General features: G+C 65.6%; 13 protein-coding genes. 10 read left to right on the plus strand and 3 right to left on the minus strand.

Features of this window, described 5'->3' with window-relative positions; genetic code table 11:
• Positions 1-109: 109 nt before the first annotated feature.
• Complete coding sequence (locus L6D89_RS04115) at positions 110-1,180, minus strand: AraC family transcriptional regulator (protein WP_236198841.1); 1,071 nt, start codon at positions 1,178-1,180, stop codon at positions 110-112.
• Between the two features lie 112 nt (positions 1,181-1,292).
• Between L6D89_RS04115 and L6D89_RS04120 the strand changes: the two genes are divergently transcribed.
• The 6 genes from L6D89_RS04120 (at position 1,293) to L6D89_RS04145 (ending at position 10,169) form a co-directional block, all read left to right on the plus strand.
• Positions 1,293-1,892, plus strand: a complete 600-nt coding sequence (locus L6D89_RS04120; protein WP_236198842.1) for a TetR/AcrR family transcriptional regulator — start codon at positions 1,293-1,295, stop codon at positions 1,890-1,892.
• Between the two features lie 90 nt (positions 1,893-1,982).
• Positions 1,983-3,101: a WD40/YVTN/BNR-like repeat-containing protein gene (locus tag L6D89_RS04125; protein ID WP_236198843.1), complete on the plus strand. Its 1,119-nt coding sequence runs from the start codon at positions 1,983-1,985 to the stop codon at positions 3,099-3,101.
• On the plus strand, positions 3,098-5,482 hold the full coding sequence (locus L6D89_RS04130; protein WP_236198844.1) for an efflux RND transporter permease subunit: 2,385 nt from the start codon (positions 3,098-3,100) through the stop codon (positions 5,480-5,482). Before L6D89_RS04125 ends, L6D89_RS04130 begins: the two co-directional genes overlap by 4 nt.
• Positions 5,483-5,530: 48 nt before the next feature.
• Positions 5,531-7,375, plus strand: coding sequence for a DUF1302 domain-containing protein (locus L6D89_RS04135; RefSeq protein ID WP_236198845.1), 1,845 nt, complete (start codon positions 5,531-5,533; stop codon positions 7,373-7,375).
• Positions 7,376-7,390: 15 nt separating this feature from the next.
• Positions 7,391-8,731 carry a DUF1329 domain-containing protein gene (locus L6D89_RS04140; protein ID WP_236198846.1) on the plus strand — a complete coding sequence of 447 codons (1,341 nt, stop codon included), beginning with the start codon at positions 7,391-7,393 and terminating at the stop codon, positions 8,729-8,731.
• Between the two features lie 88 nt (positions 8,732-8,819).
• Positions 8,820-10,169, plus strand: coding sequence for a hypothetical protein (locus tag L6D89_RS04145; protein ID WP_236198847.1), 1,350 nt, complete (start codon positions 8,820-8,822; stop codon positions 10,167-10,169).
• Positions 10,170-10,360: 191 nt separating this feature from the next.
• Here L6D89_RS04145 and L6D89_RS04150 read toward each other — a convergent pair whose 3' ends face one another.
• A complete protein-coding gene (locus L6D89_RS04150; RefSeq protein ID WP_236198848.1) occupies positions 10,361-11,659 on the minus strand; it encodes a DUF1254 domain-containing protein in 1,299 nt (432 codons plus the stop codon).
• A gap of 496 nt (positions 11,660-12,155) precedes the next feature.
• Here L6D89_RS04150 and L6D89_RS04155 point away from each other — a divergent pair, with 496 nt between their 5' ends.
• Genes L6D89_RS04155 through L6D89_RS04165 form a run of 3 tightly spaced genes read left to right on the plus strand, consistent with a single transcriptional unit; the run spans position 12,156 to position 14,886 of the window.
• A complete protein-coding gene (locus tag L6D89_RS04155) occupies positions 12,156-12,674 on the plus strand; it encodes a 2,4'-dihydroxyacetophenone dioxygenase family protein (RefSeq protein ID WP_236198849.1) in 519 nt (172 codons plus the stop codon).
• Positions 12,675-12,732: 58 nt separating this feature from the next.
• Positions 12,733-13,755 carry an NAD-dependent epimerase/dehydratase family protein gene (locus tag L6D89_RS04160; protein WP_236170580.1) on the plus strand — a complete coding sequence of 341 codons (1,023 nt, stop codon included), beginning with the start codon at positions 12,733-12,735 and terminating at the stop codon, positions 13,753-13,755.
• Between the two features lie 51 nt (positions 13,756-13,806).
• The gene (locus tag L6D89_RS04165; protein WP_236198850.1) at positions 13,807-14,886 is read left to right on the plus strand and encodes a zinc-binding dehydrogenase; all 1,080 of its coding nucleotides are present in this window, start codon (positions 13,807-13,809) and stop codon (positions 14,884-14,886) included.
• Here L6D89_RS04165 and L6D89_RS04170 read toward each other — a convergent pair.
• Positions 14,877-15,908, minus strand: a complete 1,032-nt coding sequence (locus L6D89_RS04170; protein ID WP_236198851.1) for an AraC family transcriptional regulator — start codon at positions 15,906-15,908, stop codon at positions 14,877-14,879. The two genes, L6D89_RS04165 and L6D89_RS04170, sit on opposite strands and share 10 nt — an antisense overlap.
• Before the next feature lie 266 nt (positions 15,909-16,174).
• Here L6D89_RS04170 and L6D89_RS04175 point away from each other — a divergent pair, with 266 nt between their 5' ends.
• Positions 16,175-17,773, plus strand: a complete 1,599-nt coding sequence (locus tag L6D89_RS04175) for a DUF1302 domain-containing protein (protein WP_236198852.1) — start codon at positions 16,175-16,177, stop codon at positions 17,771-17,773.
• Positions 17,774-17,873 lie beyond the last annotated feature (100 nt).

The following is a 17,873-nucleotide window of genomic DNA, read 5'->3' on the forward strand; positions in this document are numbered from 1 at the left end:
CCCAATACGAATTGAGACTGCGACCTTCGAGATCCATCGGGAGGGTGAAATCCGTATAGCACAGGGTATTCATCTCGGCCCGGCGACCGTCGCCGATTCCGCGAGCCGGCTAGCTGCCGGTATGCCCGGCGCTGATGCTGCTGGCTGCCGGGTGACGTTCAGCCGTCCGGTTGCCGGCCTGCTTGCGGTAGCGTCCGGGTGATACGCCATACCAGCGCTTGAACGAACGGAAGAAGTTGCTCGGGTCGGAGAAGCCCAACTGGAAGGCGATATCCAGCAGCGGGCGGGCACTCTGGGTGACGTAGCCCTTGGCCAGGACGGCGCGGCGCTGATCGAGCAGGGTCTTGTACGAGGTGCCTTCGGCGAGCAAGCGGCGATGCAGGGTGCTGGGGCTGAGGTTGAGCAGGCCGGCGACGCGTTCGCGGGATGGCTCGCCTTCCGGCAGCAACTGTTGCAGCACATCACCGACCTGCAACGAGATCGACTGCTGGCGGCGTCGCTTCAGGCGCTCCTCCAGATGCTGGCGGTGCATCTCGAAGACCTGGGGGTTGGCCGATGGCAGCGGCGCGTGGAGGTTGCGCGGCGACAGCTTCAGGCAGTCCATCGGGCTGTCGAAGCGGATCGGGCAATCGAATACGCGCCGGTACAGTTCAAGGTCCGACGGCGCCGGTTGCGGCCGGCGCAGGCACAGCTGGCGCGGGCGGAACCCGGGGCCGAGCACCCAGCGGCAGAACACCATGGTGGCGCCCAGCATCATGTCGTTGATCGCCTGGGGAATGGCATGCAGCTGCGGGATCACCTCCAGGCGCAGCGTGCCACCCTCCGCGTCGAGCGTGAGCTCACAGTCGGAAACGTCACTCAGCAACTGCTGGTAGCGCATGAGATGAGCCAGTGCGTCGGCGAGCGTCGGCGCGGCGAGCATCAGGTAACCGACCTGGTTCATGCAGCCGGGACGGAAGTCCTGGCTGGCGCGCAGGGCCAGCAGGGGATCGCCGGTGACTTCGCAGGCGAGCGTCCAGAAGCGGGCGATCTGGATGTGAGCAATGCTGGCGTTGCTGTCGCACAGCAGTTCCGCGGCAATACCACTGCGGGCCAGCAGGTCCTCCACGTCGACGCCGCGCCGTGCGAGCGCTGGCAGCATGCCTTGGAACCATTGGGCGGACGCACTGGGCACGGTCATGAGGGGGCACCTGACGGGAGGAATTGGGGCGGATAATTGTACTTTCCGTACTTTTGTTCAGAATCCTATGCGAGGTATGATCGGGGCGTCAATCACCAGCCGATCGAATGCCATGCCTGATCCGAGAGTCCTGCGTAGCCGCCAGAAACTGGCCAATGCCCTGTTCGACCTGATCGGCGAGGGGCAGGCCTATCCACCCGCGGTGAACCTCGTTCTGGAGCGTGCCCGCGTGGCACGGGCCACCTTCTATAGCCACTTCACCGACATGGACGCCCTGCTGGCCTGGGAGGTGGAGCGCCTCCTCGACGAGATCCAGTCCAGCATCGACTGGCAGGGGCAGGCGCAGGATGCTCCGTTCACCGGCCGGGTCGTGCAGGCCGTGCTGGGAAAGGCGCGCGAACAGACAGCGCTGTTCCGCCTGCTGCTCACTGGCGGCGCCGGGCCGATCCCCCTCGAGCGCTTCTACTCGCGTTTCTACGAGACTTCCCTGGCGCTGCATCGCCAGCGTTGCGCCGCGCAGAACATCACCCCGGCGATTCCGCTGGAGGTGATCTGCAGCAGCATCAGCGGCCAGATGATCGGCGTGCTGCGCTGGATGGTGATCCACCAGCCGGACGCCGATATCGAGCAACTGGTGGCGTGGATGCGCAGCATCTATCAGCAGGGCATGAGCCACCTGCTGATGCCGGCGGCTGACTCCCACGGACAGTGATTTGAACGGTTTGGACAGGTTCGCCGTCACGGCGAGCGCCATGCTGGGGCAGGAGGCGGCCAATGCCCGGTCCGCCATGAGGCTTCCCCCATGCACCTGTCCATCCTGTTTTCCGCGCTGCTGCTGGCCAGCGCTGGCGCGCTTGCGGCCCAGCCGCCGGTCGATCGCCTGGAGCGTCCGGCACCTGATCAACCCAAGGCTGCGCAGCAGTCTTTCAACGACCTGCTGAGCCTGCCCGCAGGCTTGGTCGCGGTCGGTCGCGATGGCCTGATCCTGCAAGGCGATGGGCGCGGCAACTGGCAGCAGCAGGGCAGCCCTTCCAGCGTGCTGCTGACCGCTGTGCGCGGCCAGCCTGGCCAGGCGCTCTGGGCGACCGGGCACGATGGTCTGGTCCTGCGCCAGCTGCCGGGCAAGCCGTGGCAGCGCGTGCTCGATGGTCGGCAGATCAACCAGCTGCTGCAGGACTCCGCGCAGCGCGCGCTGCAGGCGGCCCAGGCCGCCAGCGATGCCGCGCCGGATGACAGTCAACTGCGCCTGCGACTGGATGATGCGCAGTTCTATGCCGACGACGCCCAGGCCAGCCAGGACGCCGGACCTGCCCGTCCACTGCTCGACCTGTGGAGTCGTGATGAGCGCCGCAGCTGGGTTGTCGGCGCCTACGGCGTGATGCTCGAAACCGACGATGGCGGTGCCCGCTGGCGTCTGCTGGACAACCTGCCGAACCCTGAGCGGCTGCATCTGAACAGCGTGCTGGAAACCGCGCCGGGTGTGCTGCTGGTTGCCGGTGAGGGAGGGCGCCTGTATCGCTCCGACGATGCCGGGCAGAACTGGGACGCGCTGCGCCAGCTGGGCAATGCCTCGCTGTATCGACTGATTCCGCTGACCGCGCCGGGCGATGTGCTGGCAGTTGGCTTTGGCGGCTTCGTCGCACGCTCGCAGGACGCCGGTGTTACCTGGCAGAAGCTGCCGGTACCGGCCAAGGCCAGCCTGTTCGGCGGGACGCGCCTGGACCATGGCGGGGTCCTGCTGGTCGGCCAGGGTGGCAGCCTGCTCTACAGCGACGATCTGCAGACCTTCCGCCTCTGGCGCGACCCGCAGCAGCGCGGCTGGATGGCGGCCGCTCAGCTCGCCGACGGCAGCATCGAACTGGCCGGACGCCAGGGCCTGCTGCAGCTCAAACGCCAGGAACTGCTGGAGCGCTTCCAATGAACATGCCGGTATCCCACCACGAGCGCCGCTTCATCGGCACCCTCGAACGCGTGCTGTTTTCCCGTCGCCCGCTGGTCCTGCTGGTGTTCCTGCTGGCCAGTCTGCTGCTTGCCTGGCAAGCCGTGCAGATTCGCCCGGACGCCAGCTTCAGCAAGATGATCCCGCTCAAGCATCCGTTCATCCTCAACTACCTGCGCTTCGAGGACATGCTCCGGCCGCAGAGCAACCTGCTCCGGGTGATCGTCGAGAACCCCAGGGGATCGGTGTTCGAGAAGGGCTTCATGGAGCGCCTGCGGGAAGTCAACGACGCGATCTTCTACCTGCCCGGCGTCGACCGCGGCAACCTGAAATCGCTGTGGACGCCCAACGTGTTCTGGCAGGAAGTCACCAGCGATGGCCTGCGCGCCGGACGGATCATCCCGGATGGTTATGACGGCGCTGCCGCCTCGCTGGAACAGGTGCGCAGCAACGTCGCGCGTGCCGGCCTGGTCGGTTCGCTGGTGGCCAACGACGAGCGCTCGGCGATCATTCTCGTGCCGTTGCTGGAGGTTGATCCGCAGACCGGCCAGCAACTGGATTACGCCAGCTTCAGCCATGCCCTGGAAGCCAAGGTGCGCGAGCACTTCGATGGTGCGGACAGCCATATTCGGGTGGTCGGCTTTGCCCAGATCATCGGCGACCTGATCAGCGGGGCGGGGGTCATCCTCCTGCTGTTCTGCGCCACCCTGGCGCTGATCAGCGTGTTGATCTACCTGTACTGCCGTTGCTGGCGCAGCACCCTGGTGACCATCGCCACCTGCCTGCTCACGGTGGTCTGGCAACTGGGCCTGTTGCGCCTGCTGGGCGTGGGCCTGGACCCTTACTCGATCCTGGTGCCGTTCCTGATCTTCTCCATCGCCACCAGTCACGCGGTGCAGAACATCAACCTGATGGCCAGCGAAATGGCCACTGGCGCCACGCGCCTGGAGGCGGCGCGGAAGAACTTCAGCATCCTGTTCATTCCCGGCTCGATGGCGCTGATCGCCGACGGCATCGGCTTCGCCACCCTGCTGATCATCGACATCGGCGTGATCCGCCAGCTGGCGCTCTCCGCCAGCCTCGGTGTGGCGGTGGCCCTGCTGACCAAGATGCTGCTGTTGCCGGTGTTGATGTCGTATGTCGGCGTCAGCCCGCGCGGGCTGGCCCGGCAACGTCTGCGCGATGCCTCGCCGCGCCCGTTGTGGCGCCTGGTCAGTCGCGTGGTCCGGCCGCGCCCGGCGCTGCTCTGCGTGCTGGTCAGCGCCGGCCTGCTGGCAGGCTCGATGTACCTGGCGCGCGACCTGCAGATCGGCGACCTGGACCGTGGCGCGCCGGAGTTCCGCGCCACTGCGCGCTACAACCTGGACAACGCCTACCTGCTGCAGCACTACAGCACCAGCACCGATGTGCTGGTGGTGCTGCTGCATACCCCGGCCGAGCAATGTGCGCGCTTTGCGGCGGCGGATCTCGCCAGCCTGCTGGAGCAGCGCCTGCGCCAGGTGCCGGGCGTGACCCGCACCGATTCGCTGTACCAGCGCATGCGCCAGGCGATCCTCGCGCGCAACGAGGCCAATCCGAAGTGGGATGAGCTGTCGCGCGATCGCTTCGTGATGAACGCCGCCCGTTCCAGCGTTTCCAGCGAATTCGCCAGCTCCGATTGCAGCAGCGTGCCGATCAGCGTGTTCCTCGCCGACCACAAGGCCACGACCCTGGCCGGGCTGGTGAAGGCCATCGAGGCGTTCAACGCGGAGTATCAGCTGCCCGAACACGAGCTGCTGATCGCCGGCGGCAACGCGGGCGTCGAGGCAGCGACCAACCAGGTCATCGAGGTGGCCAACCACCGGATGCTGGCGCTGGTGCTGGGCATCGTCGCGCTGATGGTCTGGTGGGAGTTCCGCTCGCTGCGGGTGACGCTCAGCCTGGTGCTGCCGCTGTACCTCTCGGCGATTCTCTGCGAGGCGCTGATGGCGCGCATGGGCATGGGCGTGAAGGTCGCCACATTGCCGGTGATCGCGCTCGGGGTGGGCATTGGCGTGGATTATGGCATCTACCTGTACAGCCGCCTGGACGCCTTCCTCAAGCGCGGCCTGCCGCTGGAACAGGCTTACTTTGAAACCCTGCGCAGCACCGGCACGGCAGTGGCCTTCACCGGCTTCACCCTGGCACTGGGCGTCGCCACCTGGGTGTTCTCCAGCATCCGCTTCCAGGCCGACATGGGCCTGCTGCTGACGCTGTTGTTCCTCTGGAACATGCTCGGCGCGCTGCTGTTGCTGCCGGCGCTGGTGGCCCTGCTTTCCAGAGTCAGTCTTTTGAATCGCAAGGTCAGGGCAGGGGAGAAGGAGAGTCTGACAATGGTGCGGTGACCCGTTGCGCGGGCTCCACCAACACTAAAACAAGAAAGGTCTCCTTGCATGAACCGCATCGCTCATCGTCGGCGCGTCCCTGCGTTCCGTCCGCACCGCCTCGCACTGTTGATCGCCCTCATCGGCAGCCCGGTGCTGGCGGCCGAGTTCCAGCTGGGCGATATCCAGGGACGCGCGAACGGCAAGCTCTCCCTCGGCGCCCTGTGGAGCGCCGAGGATGCCAACAAGTCCATGATCTACCCGCAGAACGCCCAGGCCATCGGCCAGTCGTTCGACCCCAACGGCGTCGGCCGCAACAACGACGACCGCCGCCTCAACTACCGCGACAGCGGCACGCTGATCTCCACGCCGCTGAGCTTCATCGGCGAGATGGACCTGAAGTGGCAGAACTACGGCCTCTTCACCCGCGCCAAGGCCTGGTACGACTACCGCCTGAACCACGATGAGGTGCCCTGGGGCAGCTCCGCCAATGGCTACGACCACGGCGGGCGGCTGGACGACAGCCATTACGACGACCTCGCCAAGTTCCAGGGCGTGGAGTTGCTCGACGCCTATGCCTACGGTGATTTCCAGCTCGGCGACAGCGCCCTGCAGGTACGCGGTGGCAACCAGTCGGTGAACTGGGGCGAATCGCTGTTCTTCCTCAACGGCATCAACAGCATCAACCCGGTGGATGCCGCCGCCCTGCGCCGGCCGGGCTCCGAGGTCAAGGAGGCGCTGGTCCCGGTGCCGATGCTCTACGGCAACCTCAGCCTGACCAGCAACCTGAGCCTGGAAGCCTTCTACCAGCTGCAGTGGCGCAAGTCGGTGCTCGAAGGTTGCGGCACCTACTTCGCCGCGGTCGACTACATCTCCGAGGGCTGCAACGCGGTGATGGCGCCCAATGGCGCGGCGCTGGCCGGCTTCGACGATGGCACGCGCCTGGAGAATGGCGCGTACCTGCGCCGCGCGGGCGACAAGGACCCGCGCGACGACGGCCAGTTCGGTGTCGCGGCACGTTACTTCATCGATGAACTGGGCACGGAGGTGGCCGGTTACTACCTGAACATCCACAGCCGCACGCCGCTGATCGGTGCGATCAAGGCCAACCGCGCCAGCGGCGCCAGCTTCAGCCCGACGGACCTGGTGAACAATGCGCAGTACCAGCTGAGCTATCCCGAGGACATCCACGTCATCGGTGCCAGTTTCAACAGCAACCTGGCTGGCTGGTCGGTGTTCGGCGAAGTCAGCTTCCGCCCGAACCAGCCGCTGCAACTGCATTCGGGCGATCTCCTGGCGTCCTATGGCGGCCCGCTGGCGGGCAACCCGGCGTTCCTGCTCAACGACGATTTCCTTGCCACGCCGGCCGGTGGCAGCAATGCGGGTTATGACCGCTTCAACGTCGGCGCCGCCTCGCTGGGTACGCTGAAGACCTTCGGCAACGTGCTGGGCGCGGAGAACCTGGCGTTCACCGGCGAGGTCGCCTGGCGCTGGGCCAACGGCCTGCCCGACAGCGACCAACGCCGCTACGGCCGCACCGAGATGTACGGCTTCTCCCTGCTCGACGGCAGCTGCACCTCGGCGAGCAACCCCTCGGCGGCGAAGAAGGGCTGCACCGACAAGGGCTTCGTCACCTCCACCGCCTGGGGCATTCGCACCCGCACCCAGCTCAACTACGCGGACGCCTTCGCCGGCGTCAACCTCTCGCCCTACCTGGCGCTGGGCTACGACGTGGACGGCTGGTCGTGGGACGGCTCGATCATCGAAAAACGCGTGCAGGGCGCGCTGGGCGTGAAGGCCGACTACCTGTCGCGCTACAGCGCCGAGCTCTCCTACAACGCCGCCGGTGGCTCGCCGTACTTCCTCGGTGCCGACACCGATTTCATTTCCCTGAGCCTGAGCATGGGCTTCTAAGCCGGAGATTCCGACATGACCCGAACCCTGATAGCCCTGGCGGTAGCGTCGCTGCTCGCCAGCCCCGTGGCCTTTGCCAAGCTCGATGCCGGCCAGGTGGCGCACCTGGGCACCGACCTGACACCCACCGGCGCCGAGAAAGCCGGCAATGCCGACGGCAGCATCCCCGCCTGGACCGGCGGCCTGACCCAGGCTCCGGCAGGCTTCAAGGCCGGCGGCAACTACGCCGACCCTTATGCCAGCGAAGCGCCGCTGTTCACCGTCAGCGCCGCCAACATGGCGCAGTACGCCGAGCTGCTGTCGCCGGGGCAGAAGGCGATGCTCACGACCTTCAGCGACTACAAGCTGCCGGTCTATCCGACCCACCGGAGCGCGGCGCTGCCCGACGCCGCCTACGCGGCTACTCGCCAGCAGAGCCAGGCAGTGGAGTTGCTCGCCAACGGCAACGGCCTGCAAGGCTACAGCGGCGCCAGCGTGCCGTTCCCGATCCCGAAGAATGGCCTGGAAGCGCTGTGGAACCACCTGGCGCGCTACCGCGGCAACGGCTGGGAAACCAGCTACGCGGAGTTCGCCGTGCAGGCCAACGGCAGCTTCACGCCGCTGATTCGCCGGCAGAAGCTGGCCCCAGCGAGCGCGGTGTCCGATGCCGAGCCCAATCGCCTGCTGTACTACATCACCTACCTGACTGCGCCGGAAAGCGTGGCCGGCTCGGCCAACCTGGTGCACGAGCCGCTGGACCAGGTCAAGGAACGCCGTCTGGCCTGGACCTACAACCCCGGCCAGCGCCGCGTGCTGCGCGCGCCGGAAATCGCCTATGACAACCCGCAGCAGAACTTCGACGGCCTGCGCACCACCGACATGCTCGACATGTACAACGGCGCGCCCGACCGTTACGACTGGACCCTGGTCGGCAAGCGCGAAATGCTCATCCCGTACAACACCTACAAGCTGCAGGACCACGCGCTCAAGTACGCCGACATCGTGCGTCCGGGGCACCTCAACCAGGACCTGCTGCGTTACGAGCGTCACCGCGTCTGGGTGGTCGAGGCGAAGCTGAAGGCCGGCGAGCGGCACATCTATGCCAAGCGCACCTACTACCTCGACGAGGACAGCTGGGCCATCGTCGCCGCCGACCTGTATGACGGCCGTGGTGAACTGTGGCGCGTACAGGAAGCCCATCCGATCCAGTTCTATGACGTCGCCATGCCCTACGCCCCCAGCGAGGTTTCCTACGACCTGCAATCGCGCCGCTACGGTGTGGTCGGGCTGCGCAACCAGGAAGCCGGCTACAACTTCAGCGCCCCCGCGCACCTGATGGACTTCAGCGCCAACGCGCTGCGCCGCATGGGCCGCTGAGTCCACTCCCTCACAACCCTCACCGCTGGGCGCCGGATGGCGCCCGGCCTGGCCGGGTGCGCCCGGAAACAATGGAAAGGAACTGCGTATGAAAGCTTTGATAAGCGCTGTCCTGCTGGCCTCCAGCGGGCTGATGGGCGTGGCCGGACAGGCCAGCGCGGCGGATGAGATCGGCGTGCCCGGGCCGCGCAACTGCTTCTTCAAGCATGGCCCGGTCAGCGGCGACCCCTATGCCAACGCCGCCTACCCGGACGCCGCCACGGCGTACTGGGCGGCGATGTTCAATACGCCCGAAGGCGCCAAGCTGGAGATCAAGGGCCAGTTCCCGCATTCGCGCTACATCTCCTTCATCAGCTATGACGAGAAGGGCGTGCCCATCGAGTCGGTGGCCGACTACCTGATCAAGCCGCAGCCCGGCAGCACCAACCCCTTCGTCGCCGGTGCCGCGCGCGACGGCAAGCAGCGCGACTACCGCCTGACGGTGCTTAACCAGTCCCGCGATGCCGGCGAAGAAAGCATCGGCAAGCTCGAACAGGACGGCGCCGGCCGCAGCCTGCATGCGCCCACCAGCAAGGCCGGCCAGCAGATCGTGCTCTACCGCATCTACGCTTCCGACAAGGGGCTGCACCCCACCGGCGGCGTGGACGTACCCGTGCCGGTACTGACGCTCAAGGACGGCACCGTGCTCGAAGGCCAGGAAGCCTGCCAGGCCCTGCACGCCGAGCAGCCGCCGCGCCTGAACGTTGCGGCGATCGGCATTCCCAAGTCGCAGTACCTGGCGCTGCTGAACCAGCCCGGCAAGCCCGATACGCACCCGGCCCAGGAAACCCCCGAGTGGCACATCCAGCTCGACCGCAAGGCGCTGATCGGCATGTACACCGGTGACATCGATCCCAACGCCCGGCGCAGCGAAGGCGGCTTCTTCCCCAACCTGGACAACCAGTACATCCGCACCATCATCAACACTCGCTTCGGCGACGTACTGGTGATCCGCGGCAAGGCGCCGACCACCCCGACCACCTTCAAGGGTGACAAGCACATGGGCAGCGGCGAGATGCGCTACTGGTCGATGTGCTCCAACCAGGGCTTCGCCAACACCCGCGTCAACGACTGCGTGTTCGACGAGAAGGTGCCGCTGGATGCCAAGGGCTACTACACCATCATGGTCAGCAAGAAGAAGGACCGCCCGCGCGTCGCCCACACCGAATGCGGCATCGCCTGGCTGCCGATCGCCGATGATGGCGACGGCGTGAAGGACCCCGACGTTGCCGTCGTACAACTGCGCAACATGCTCACCTCGCCGGACTTCAAGCACGGCGTGAACAGCGTCGACAAGGACAGCGACATCGCCAAGGTGATGGGCGAGTACGCGCCGAAGGGCATGTACATGCAGCGCAACATCATCGAGACGGTGTGGACCTGCCCGAAGAAGTCCTGATCGCGCTTTCGAGTCCGCGTCCGGCAAGCGGAGCCGGACCTGCCAACGAAGGCCTCTGCCTCATCGACAACCGGTGATGCAGGGGCCTTTGTGCTTTTGCGCAGCGGGTGCGCGGGATTGTCAGGTTTGGCGGGGCGGGTGGCGCGGAGGAGGGGAAAGTCCTGCCCCCGCGAGAGGGGCAGGACGCGCCGTCACTGTTTGACGACCTCGATGGCCGGGAATTTGTAGCTGCCCTGCTGCACCGCTTTGCTCGGGCCGTACAGGCGCATGATGATGTAGGCATCCTTCTCGGGGATCGGCAGGAAGTTCGGGTCGTTGGCGTCGCCCTTGGCGCTCAGCTCGATGGTGTAGTTGCCATCGGCGTCCGGCTTCAGCGTGCGGTCGCCACGGCTGTGGCGGTTGAGCTCGTTGTGCGCCATGAAGCGGTTGTCGGTGCCGTAGACGGTGAACGACCAGAACTGGCTGACGTCCGGCGCCTTGAAGGTCATGCGGTAGGACTTGCCGTTGGCGCCGTTGATCGGCTTGCCGTCGCTGCCTTTCACTGCCTGGAGGTAGGTGCTTTCTTCCGGCGGCAGCCCCCACTGGCCGAGATAGGTGCCCACGGCGAACAGATCACGGGCGCCGTCGCCCAGTTGTTCGCGGGTGCCCAGCGACTTCTCGGAACTGGTCAGGGTCGGGCCGAGCTCCTTGATGTGCTTCATGCCCAGCTCTTCACCTTTCTTGGCGGCGGCCAGTTGCTCCTGGCTGAAGTTTTCCTTGCAGGGCTCCAGGCCTTCGGCCTTGTACTGGCTCAGCCACTTCTGGTCGGCCTTGCCCATGCTGCCATCGCACAGCACGAAGTTGACCCGCTGCAGCCAGTTGGTCTTCGCCGGGTCCGGGTAGGTGCGCTGCTTTTCCTTGGGGCCGCGCTCGCCCAGGTACGCCGAGAGCGTCCGCACGTTCCAGTCGTCCATGTACTTGAGCGCCACCTTGGTGTCTTCCGGGCCGGTGGCCATGATCCGTCCCATCAGCTTGACCAGGTTGGAGTCGACGCGGATCACCTCGTCGACGCTGCCCGGCACTTCGCCTTTCCAGTCCTGCGCGGCGAACATGAAGTGGCCGCCTTTGTTGCCGTGGGTGCGCGAGCCGATCATGGTCACGGTGTAGTGGCCCATGTCCATGGTGTGCAGGACCCAGTAACGGCCCTTGTCCATGTCCGGGACGCTGACGATCACCGGTTCCGCGGCAACGTCCAGCCAGCCCATCAGGTGCAGCGTGTCGTTGTTGATGGTCGGGTGGTCGGTGTAGGTGTCGTCGGCCAGGTGGCGGATGTTCTGGAAGCGATTGAGCGGCGTGTGGGTCTTGACCGCTGTCTCATAGAAGAACTTGTACGCCTCGTCGATGGAGTAACCGTAGAGGTAGGCGTCTTCGGCCTGTTTGTCGGATATCTGGGCATAGGCGGCGGGGATCGCAAGGGAAAGCAGGGACGCAGCGAAGATCAACGGTTTCATGGACACTCCTGTTGTATTGCCTGGAATCTTCAGTACCAGTGGGGCGATCGACGGGGATTTTCCGGCTGAACGGAATGCCCATGGGCGGCAAATCAGACCGGGTCAGTGGAGTCTAGCCACAGGTTTGCAAGTTGCCGGGGCGCTTCCGTTGATTCGGATCGATCGCTATTCAGGTAGCACCGACCGTTGCGCGAAGTAAATGCTTGAACAGCGCTGGCGGGGCTGAATTTTCAGCTGGCACGAAAGGGCAAATCGGCGGCGGCAAATGACAAGAATGGCGCGCGGCAGCAGGCAACAATGCGGAGGGCAATGCCCGCTCTGGTTGCCGGCTGAGCGCAGCTCCGGCACTGCCTTGGCCACGGGCTTTCATGCTCTGCGCTGGCGGCAAATGCCAAGTGCCTGACGTGAAGTGACAATTCTTCGGGAAGGCGTCGCCGCAGTATGGCGACAGGGCGCAGAAGCCGCCCCGTCAATTGCCTGCCTGAGGAGAACAACAATGCCAATGCCTACTCCCGTCTTCGAGCACAAGGAACTGCTCACCCTCAACACCCGCGAACTGCCGATCTACAAGGACGCCCTCGCGCCGTACTTCCCCGGTGTCGACGTACAGCCGCTGTACCTGGACCCGAACCTGGGCGTGTGGACCCTGCGGGTGATCTTCCAGCCCGGCGTGCGCCTGCCTTGCCACTACCACACCGGCCCGGTGCACCTGTTCACCCTGAGCGGCCAGTGGAACTACGTGGAATACCCGGACCAGCCGCAAACCGCCGGCTGCTACCTCTATGAGCCGGGTGGCTCGATCCACACCTTCAGCGTGCCGGCGGACAACACCGAGCCGACCGACACCGTGATGGTGGTGCATGGCGCCAACATCAACTTCGACCAGGACGGCAACTTCGTGAATGTCATGGACGCCACCGACATCATGCAGCTCATCGATCGCCTGGTGGCCGAGCGCGGCCTTGACCCGGCGCGCTATATCCGCCCTGGCCACGCAGGCTACAGCGTCGGCTGAATCCGGTAGACGGGTGCCCGTGCACCCGTCCTTCACGAACATTCCTGGAGCGTGCTCGATGGGCCATCCTGCAATGCCGGTCGGGGCACAGGGGCAAACCCCTGAAGTGCCGCGTTCGGTCTTCATCACCGGCGCCAGCGGCTTCATCGGCCAGGCGCTGGCCAAGCGGTATCGTGCGCTGGGCACCGAAGTGCGCGGCATGGACCTGCGCGCCGACCCCGCCAATGGGGTTGTCGCGGGTGACCTGACACGCCCGCAGCAGTGGGCCGAACAGGCCCGCGGCTGCGAGCTGTTCATCAATACGGCGGCGGTGGTGTCGCTGGCCGCGTCGTGGAAGCAATACCGCGAAGTGTCGGTGCGTGGCGTGCGCAACTGCCTGGACGTCGCCATCCAGAGTGGAACCAAGCGCTTCGTGCAGTTCTCATCCATTGCCGCGCTGGGCTGGCAGTACCCCGAGCAGGCCGACGAGCGCTGCGACGTGGTCATCGGCGAGCAATACCGCTACGGCGTGGCCAAGGGCGCGAGCGAGCACCTGGTGCTGGCGGCCCACGCTGCCAGGGAAATCGACTGCACCATCGTCAGGCCGGGCGATGTCTACGGCCCCGGCTCGCGCGCCTGGCTCAGCGAGCCGCTGAAGATGGCCAGGGCCGGCGCACTGATCCTGCCCAACGGCGGTTCCGGCCGCTGGACGCCGGTCTACATCGACGACCTGCTGGACGGCGTGATGCTGGCGGCGGGCCTCGCCCAGGGCAAGGGCCAGGTCTTCCACATCAGTGCGGCAGAGGACGTCAGCTGCAAGGAATTCTTCAGCCATCACTGGCGCTGGGCGGGCCGCTCCGGCTCGCCGCGCAGCCTGCCACTGGGCCTGGCGACGGCGCTGACCCGGGGCATCTGGGGCGTCAATCGGCTGCTCGGGCGCCACGACGAAGTCACCCCGGACGCCATGTACATGTTTTCCCGCACGGGCGGCATTTCCATTGCCAAGGCACGACAGATGCTCGGCTATGCGCCGAAGGTCAGCCTGGACGAAGGGCTGCGCCGCTCCGAAGCCTGGCTGCGCGAAGTCGGCCAACTGAGCTGATTGTTCACGCCGCCCATCGCGGTGGCCAACCCCTGGATATGGAGACGCTCAATGAAAGCTGTCGTGATGCGCGACAAGCAGCTGCAGGTCGATTCGCTGGCCAACCCCGAGCCGGGGCAGGGCGAGGTGCTGGTCAAGACCCTGGCCTGCGGTATCTGCGGTTCGGACCTGCACATGTTCCACCACTGCGAGCACGTGCTCGCCAACTTCAAGCGCGGCAACATCCCGATCGCCTTCGATGATCGTCAGGATGTGGTGTTCGGCCACGAATACTGCGCCGAGATTCTCGACCACGGACCGGGCAGCGAGCGCAAGCTCAAGGTCGGCACCCGCGTCTGTTCGCTGCCGTTCGTGATCACCCCGCAGCAGTTCCATCACATCGGTTTCTCCAACCGCTACCCCGGTGGCTACGGCGAGCAGATGGTGCTGGCCGAGCAGATGCTGCTGCCGGTGCCCGGCGACCTGCCGGCGGACATTGCCGCGCTGACCGAGCCGCTGACCGTCGCCGCCCACGCGGTGAACCGCGCGCAGCTCGACGGCAGCGAAGTGCCGGTGGTCATCGGTTGTGGCCCCATCGGCCTGGCGATGATCGCCATCCTCAAGTCACGCGGCATTGGCCCGGTGGTGGCGGCGGACTTCAGCGCCGGCCGTCGTGCGCTGGCGGAGAAGATGGGCGCGGACGTGGTGGTCAACCCCGCCGAGCAATCGCCCTATGCGTCGTGGCTGGAAGTGGCCGCACCTGCCGGCTACGACATCAATGGCCCCATGGCGCTGCTCGGACTCGGTCCGCAACCCAGGCCGTGCGTGGTGTTCGAGTGCGTTGGCGTACCGGGGCTGATCCAGCAGGTGATCCAGAACGCACCGCCGCGCTCGCGACTGATCGTGGTGGGCGTGTGCATGGAGAGCGACCGCATCGAGCCGCTGATCGGCATCGGCAAGGAAATGAACGTGCACTTCTCCTTCGGCTACACCGGCGAGGAGTTTGCGCAGACGCTTCACGCGCTGGCCGATGGCAAGCTCGACGGCGCGCCGATGATCACCGCGCGGGTGAAGCTGGATGGCGTGGCCGATGCCTTCGGCGCGCTGGCCCAGCCGGACCAGCAGGCGAAGATCATCATCACCTACGACTGACCCTGTACCGCCGCCCCGGCGCGCAATTGCGCGCGCCGTTCCCGCGGAGGCGTCCCGTACCAGCGCCGGCAGGCGCGGTTGAACGAGCTCTGCTCGGCATAGCCGAGCAGGCCGGCCACCTGGGCCATGGGCATCTGCGCCTCGCTCAGGTAGAGGTCGGCCAGCTCGCGACGGACACTCTCGACCATCGCCTCGAAAACCCGATCGCTTTCGGCCAGCCGGCGCTGCAGCGAGCGCTCGCGCATCCCGAGTTGCTCGGCGATCAGCGGCAGGGCGCAACGTTGCGTGGGCAGCAAGCGGCGGATCGCATCCTCTACCTGCGTATGAATCTCCAGCGGCTGGTGCGCCCCCAGGCTGCTGATGTACTCCACCATGGTGTCGTGCAACTGGCGGTTGTGCTGGTCGATCGGCTTGCTCAGCTGCTCCGGCAGCAATACCAGTGCCGTGCAGGCCTGGCCGAAGTGCACGCGCGCCCCGAAGAAACGCTGGTAACGAGCCTGGGGAAGATGGGCCTCGGTACGTGACAACACCGCATGCGGTTTGAAGCCCGGCCCGTAGAGCATCTGCAGGGTCTTGAACATCACGCCCAGGGACAGTTCGATGATCTGTGTCTGCCTTGGCAGCGGGCGCAGGCGCAGTTCGTAGATGAGGTGGGGCCGCTCGGGGTCCGTTTCACTGTCCAGGTACACCAGCACGCCGGGGCTGTAGGTGTGCAGGAAGCGGGTGATCGCCGCCAGCGCCTCGCCGACGTTGCGCGCGTTCTGCCCGACCACGGCGAGCGGCCCGAGGATGGTGATGCTCTGCCGTTCGGCCAGGCGCAGGCCGAAGTCCGGGCAGTCCAGACGCTCGGCGCACAGCTCGAGCAAATTGATCATGGCGCGGTAGGGAATCACCGCCGAGCCGTTGTCCAGCAACTTCGGCTCGATCCTTACCTGGCGCAGCAGCGAGTCGGGATCACCGCCCAGGTCGGTGACCAGTTCGGGAAATCCGGTGAGCGAGGTGACTCTGATCAGGGCGGTCATGGTCGCGTAGTTCTCTGCGTTCGAAAGCCGCTCAGCGGGCGCCGAGGTCGGGCTGCAAAGCCACGGATGGCGTGCGCTGGCATCTTCTTGGGTTTTTATCGCAGGCAACAGGATTATTCGACCGCTGACGTCAAATGACAAACGGCTGACAGGAACAGACAAATGATTCTGGCGGGGCTCTGGGCATTCTTGGGCAAACCAACAAGAACGCTCACCCAGCGGGCCACTCCAGGCCCGGCGCGGCAAGGGCGATGCCGGAGACCTGCATGCATAACAATAATCACGCTGTCCGTTCCGTCCTCAAACCGCTGGCCCTGGCCGTATTCCTGGCATCCGCCGGTGCGGCGCACGCCTTGCCATTCCAGCTGGAAAACGGCTGGGAAGGGGAGTGGAACACCACGTTGTCGGTTGGCTCCCAATGGCGCGCGGAGGGCCAGGACAATGACCTGTACAGCGCCGCCAACGGCGCCCTGCGCGGCAAGTCCGGTGGTACCAGTGGCTCGGTGGATGCGGGCAACCTGAACTACGACAAGGGCGACCGTTTCTCCACCATCGCCAAGTTCGTCACCGACCTGTCGCTGCGCAATGGCGACATGGGCGGCATGATCCGGGTGAAAGGCTGGTACGACGAGGCGTTGAAGGACGAAGACGTCAACTTCGGCAGCGCCTCCAACGGTTATCGCAAGAAGCCGCTCAATGACGACGGCTATTCCGACCTGCAGAAGTTCAGCGGCGTCTACCTGCTCGATGCCTACCTGTACAACACCTATTACTTCGACGAAACGCCGGTCCAGGTGCGCCTCGGGCGCCAGGTGGTGAACTGGGGCGAGAGCGTATTCATCCAGGGGCTCAACCAGATCAACCCGCTGGACGTCCCGGCGCTGCGTCGCCCGGGCACCGAGCTCAAGGAAGCGCTGATTCCCGTGTGGATGGCCTACATGAACGTCGGCCTGCCAGCCGGCGTGTCGATGGAGGCCTTCTACCAGCTCAAGTACGAGAGCACCGCCATCGAGGGTTGCGGTCATTATTGGGCGGTCACCGAGAGCGCCGTCGGCCAGGACTTCGGCGACTGCCAGATTGGCACTTTGCTGGGTAGCACCAATCCTTCCTCGCTGACCAAGATCGAAACCGGAGCCTACCTGCCCGAGGTCAAGGGCAAGGACCCGCACGACAGCGGGCAGTGGGGCGTGGCCTTCCGCTTCCCGGTCGACGCGGTGGATGGCGAGGTCGGCCTGTACTACCTCAACTACCACTCGCGCACGCCTTACCTGGGCATTCGCAGCACCGGTTCGGCGGCCCTGTCGGAATTCCCCAATGCAGGAACTCCAGGCGCCATCGCGCACAACTCGGCGGGGCAATTCGTCGGCCCCAGCTGGGAGTACCCTGAAGACATTCGCCTGTTCGGCTTGAGCTTCACCACCACGCTGGCCGGCTGGTCCATCGGCTCGGAGTTGAGCTACTCGCCCAACCAGCCGGTACAGATCAACGGTGCCGATCTGCTCAATGGCGCGCTTGCCGGCATCGGCCCGGCGGCTGACCTCATCCAGCAGGTCAAGGTCGCCAGTTCGCCGTTCACCGCCGGGTGGGATCGCTACGAGAAAACCCAGTTCCAGGTCAACGGCGTCAACGTCTTCCCCAACGTGCTCAAGGCCGACAACCTGACCGTGGTCGCCGAGCTCGGCTTCCAGTGGAACAACGTGCCCCAGGGTGACGATGACCGCCGTTACGGCCGCGGCTTCATCTACGGCATGGGGTCCAGCTCGACCCTGCCGGCGGGCGGCAACACCTGCACTTCGCCGGTCGCCAGCCTGCGCAACCCCAGCCCGGTTGGCTGCAAGAACGATCTGAGGGATTGCTTCCGTTAGTAAATGAATTACAGTCCGCACCACCTTGATAGAAGCCTGAGAAATTACATTCCAGCCTCTGAAGGGGAGTCATCTGGATGGTGTTTAAGGCTGTGAAATG

Origin of the sequence: Pseudomonas pseudonitroreducens (genome assembly GCF_021603645.1) — a bacterium.
GTDB classification, from domain to species: Bacteria; Pseudomonadota; Gammaproteobacteria; order Pseudomonadales; family Pseudomonadaceae; genus Pseudomonas; species Pseudomonas pseudonitroreducens.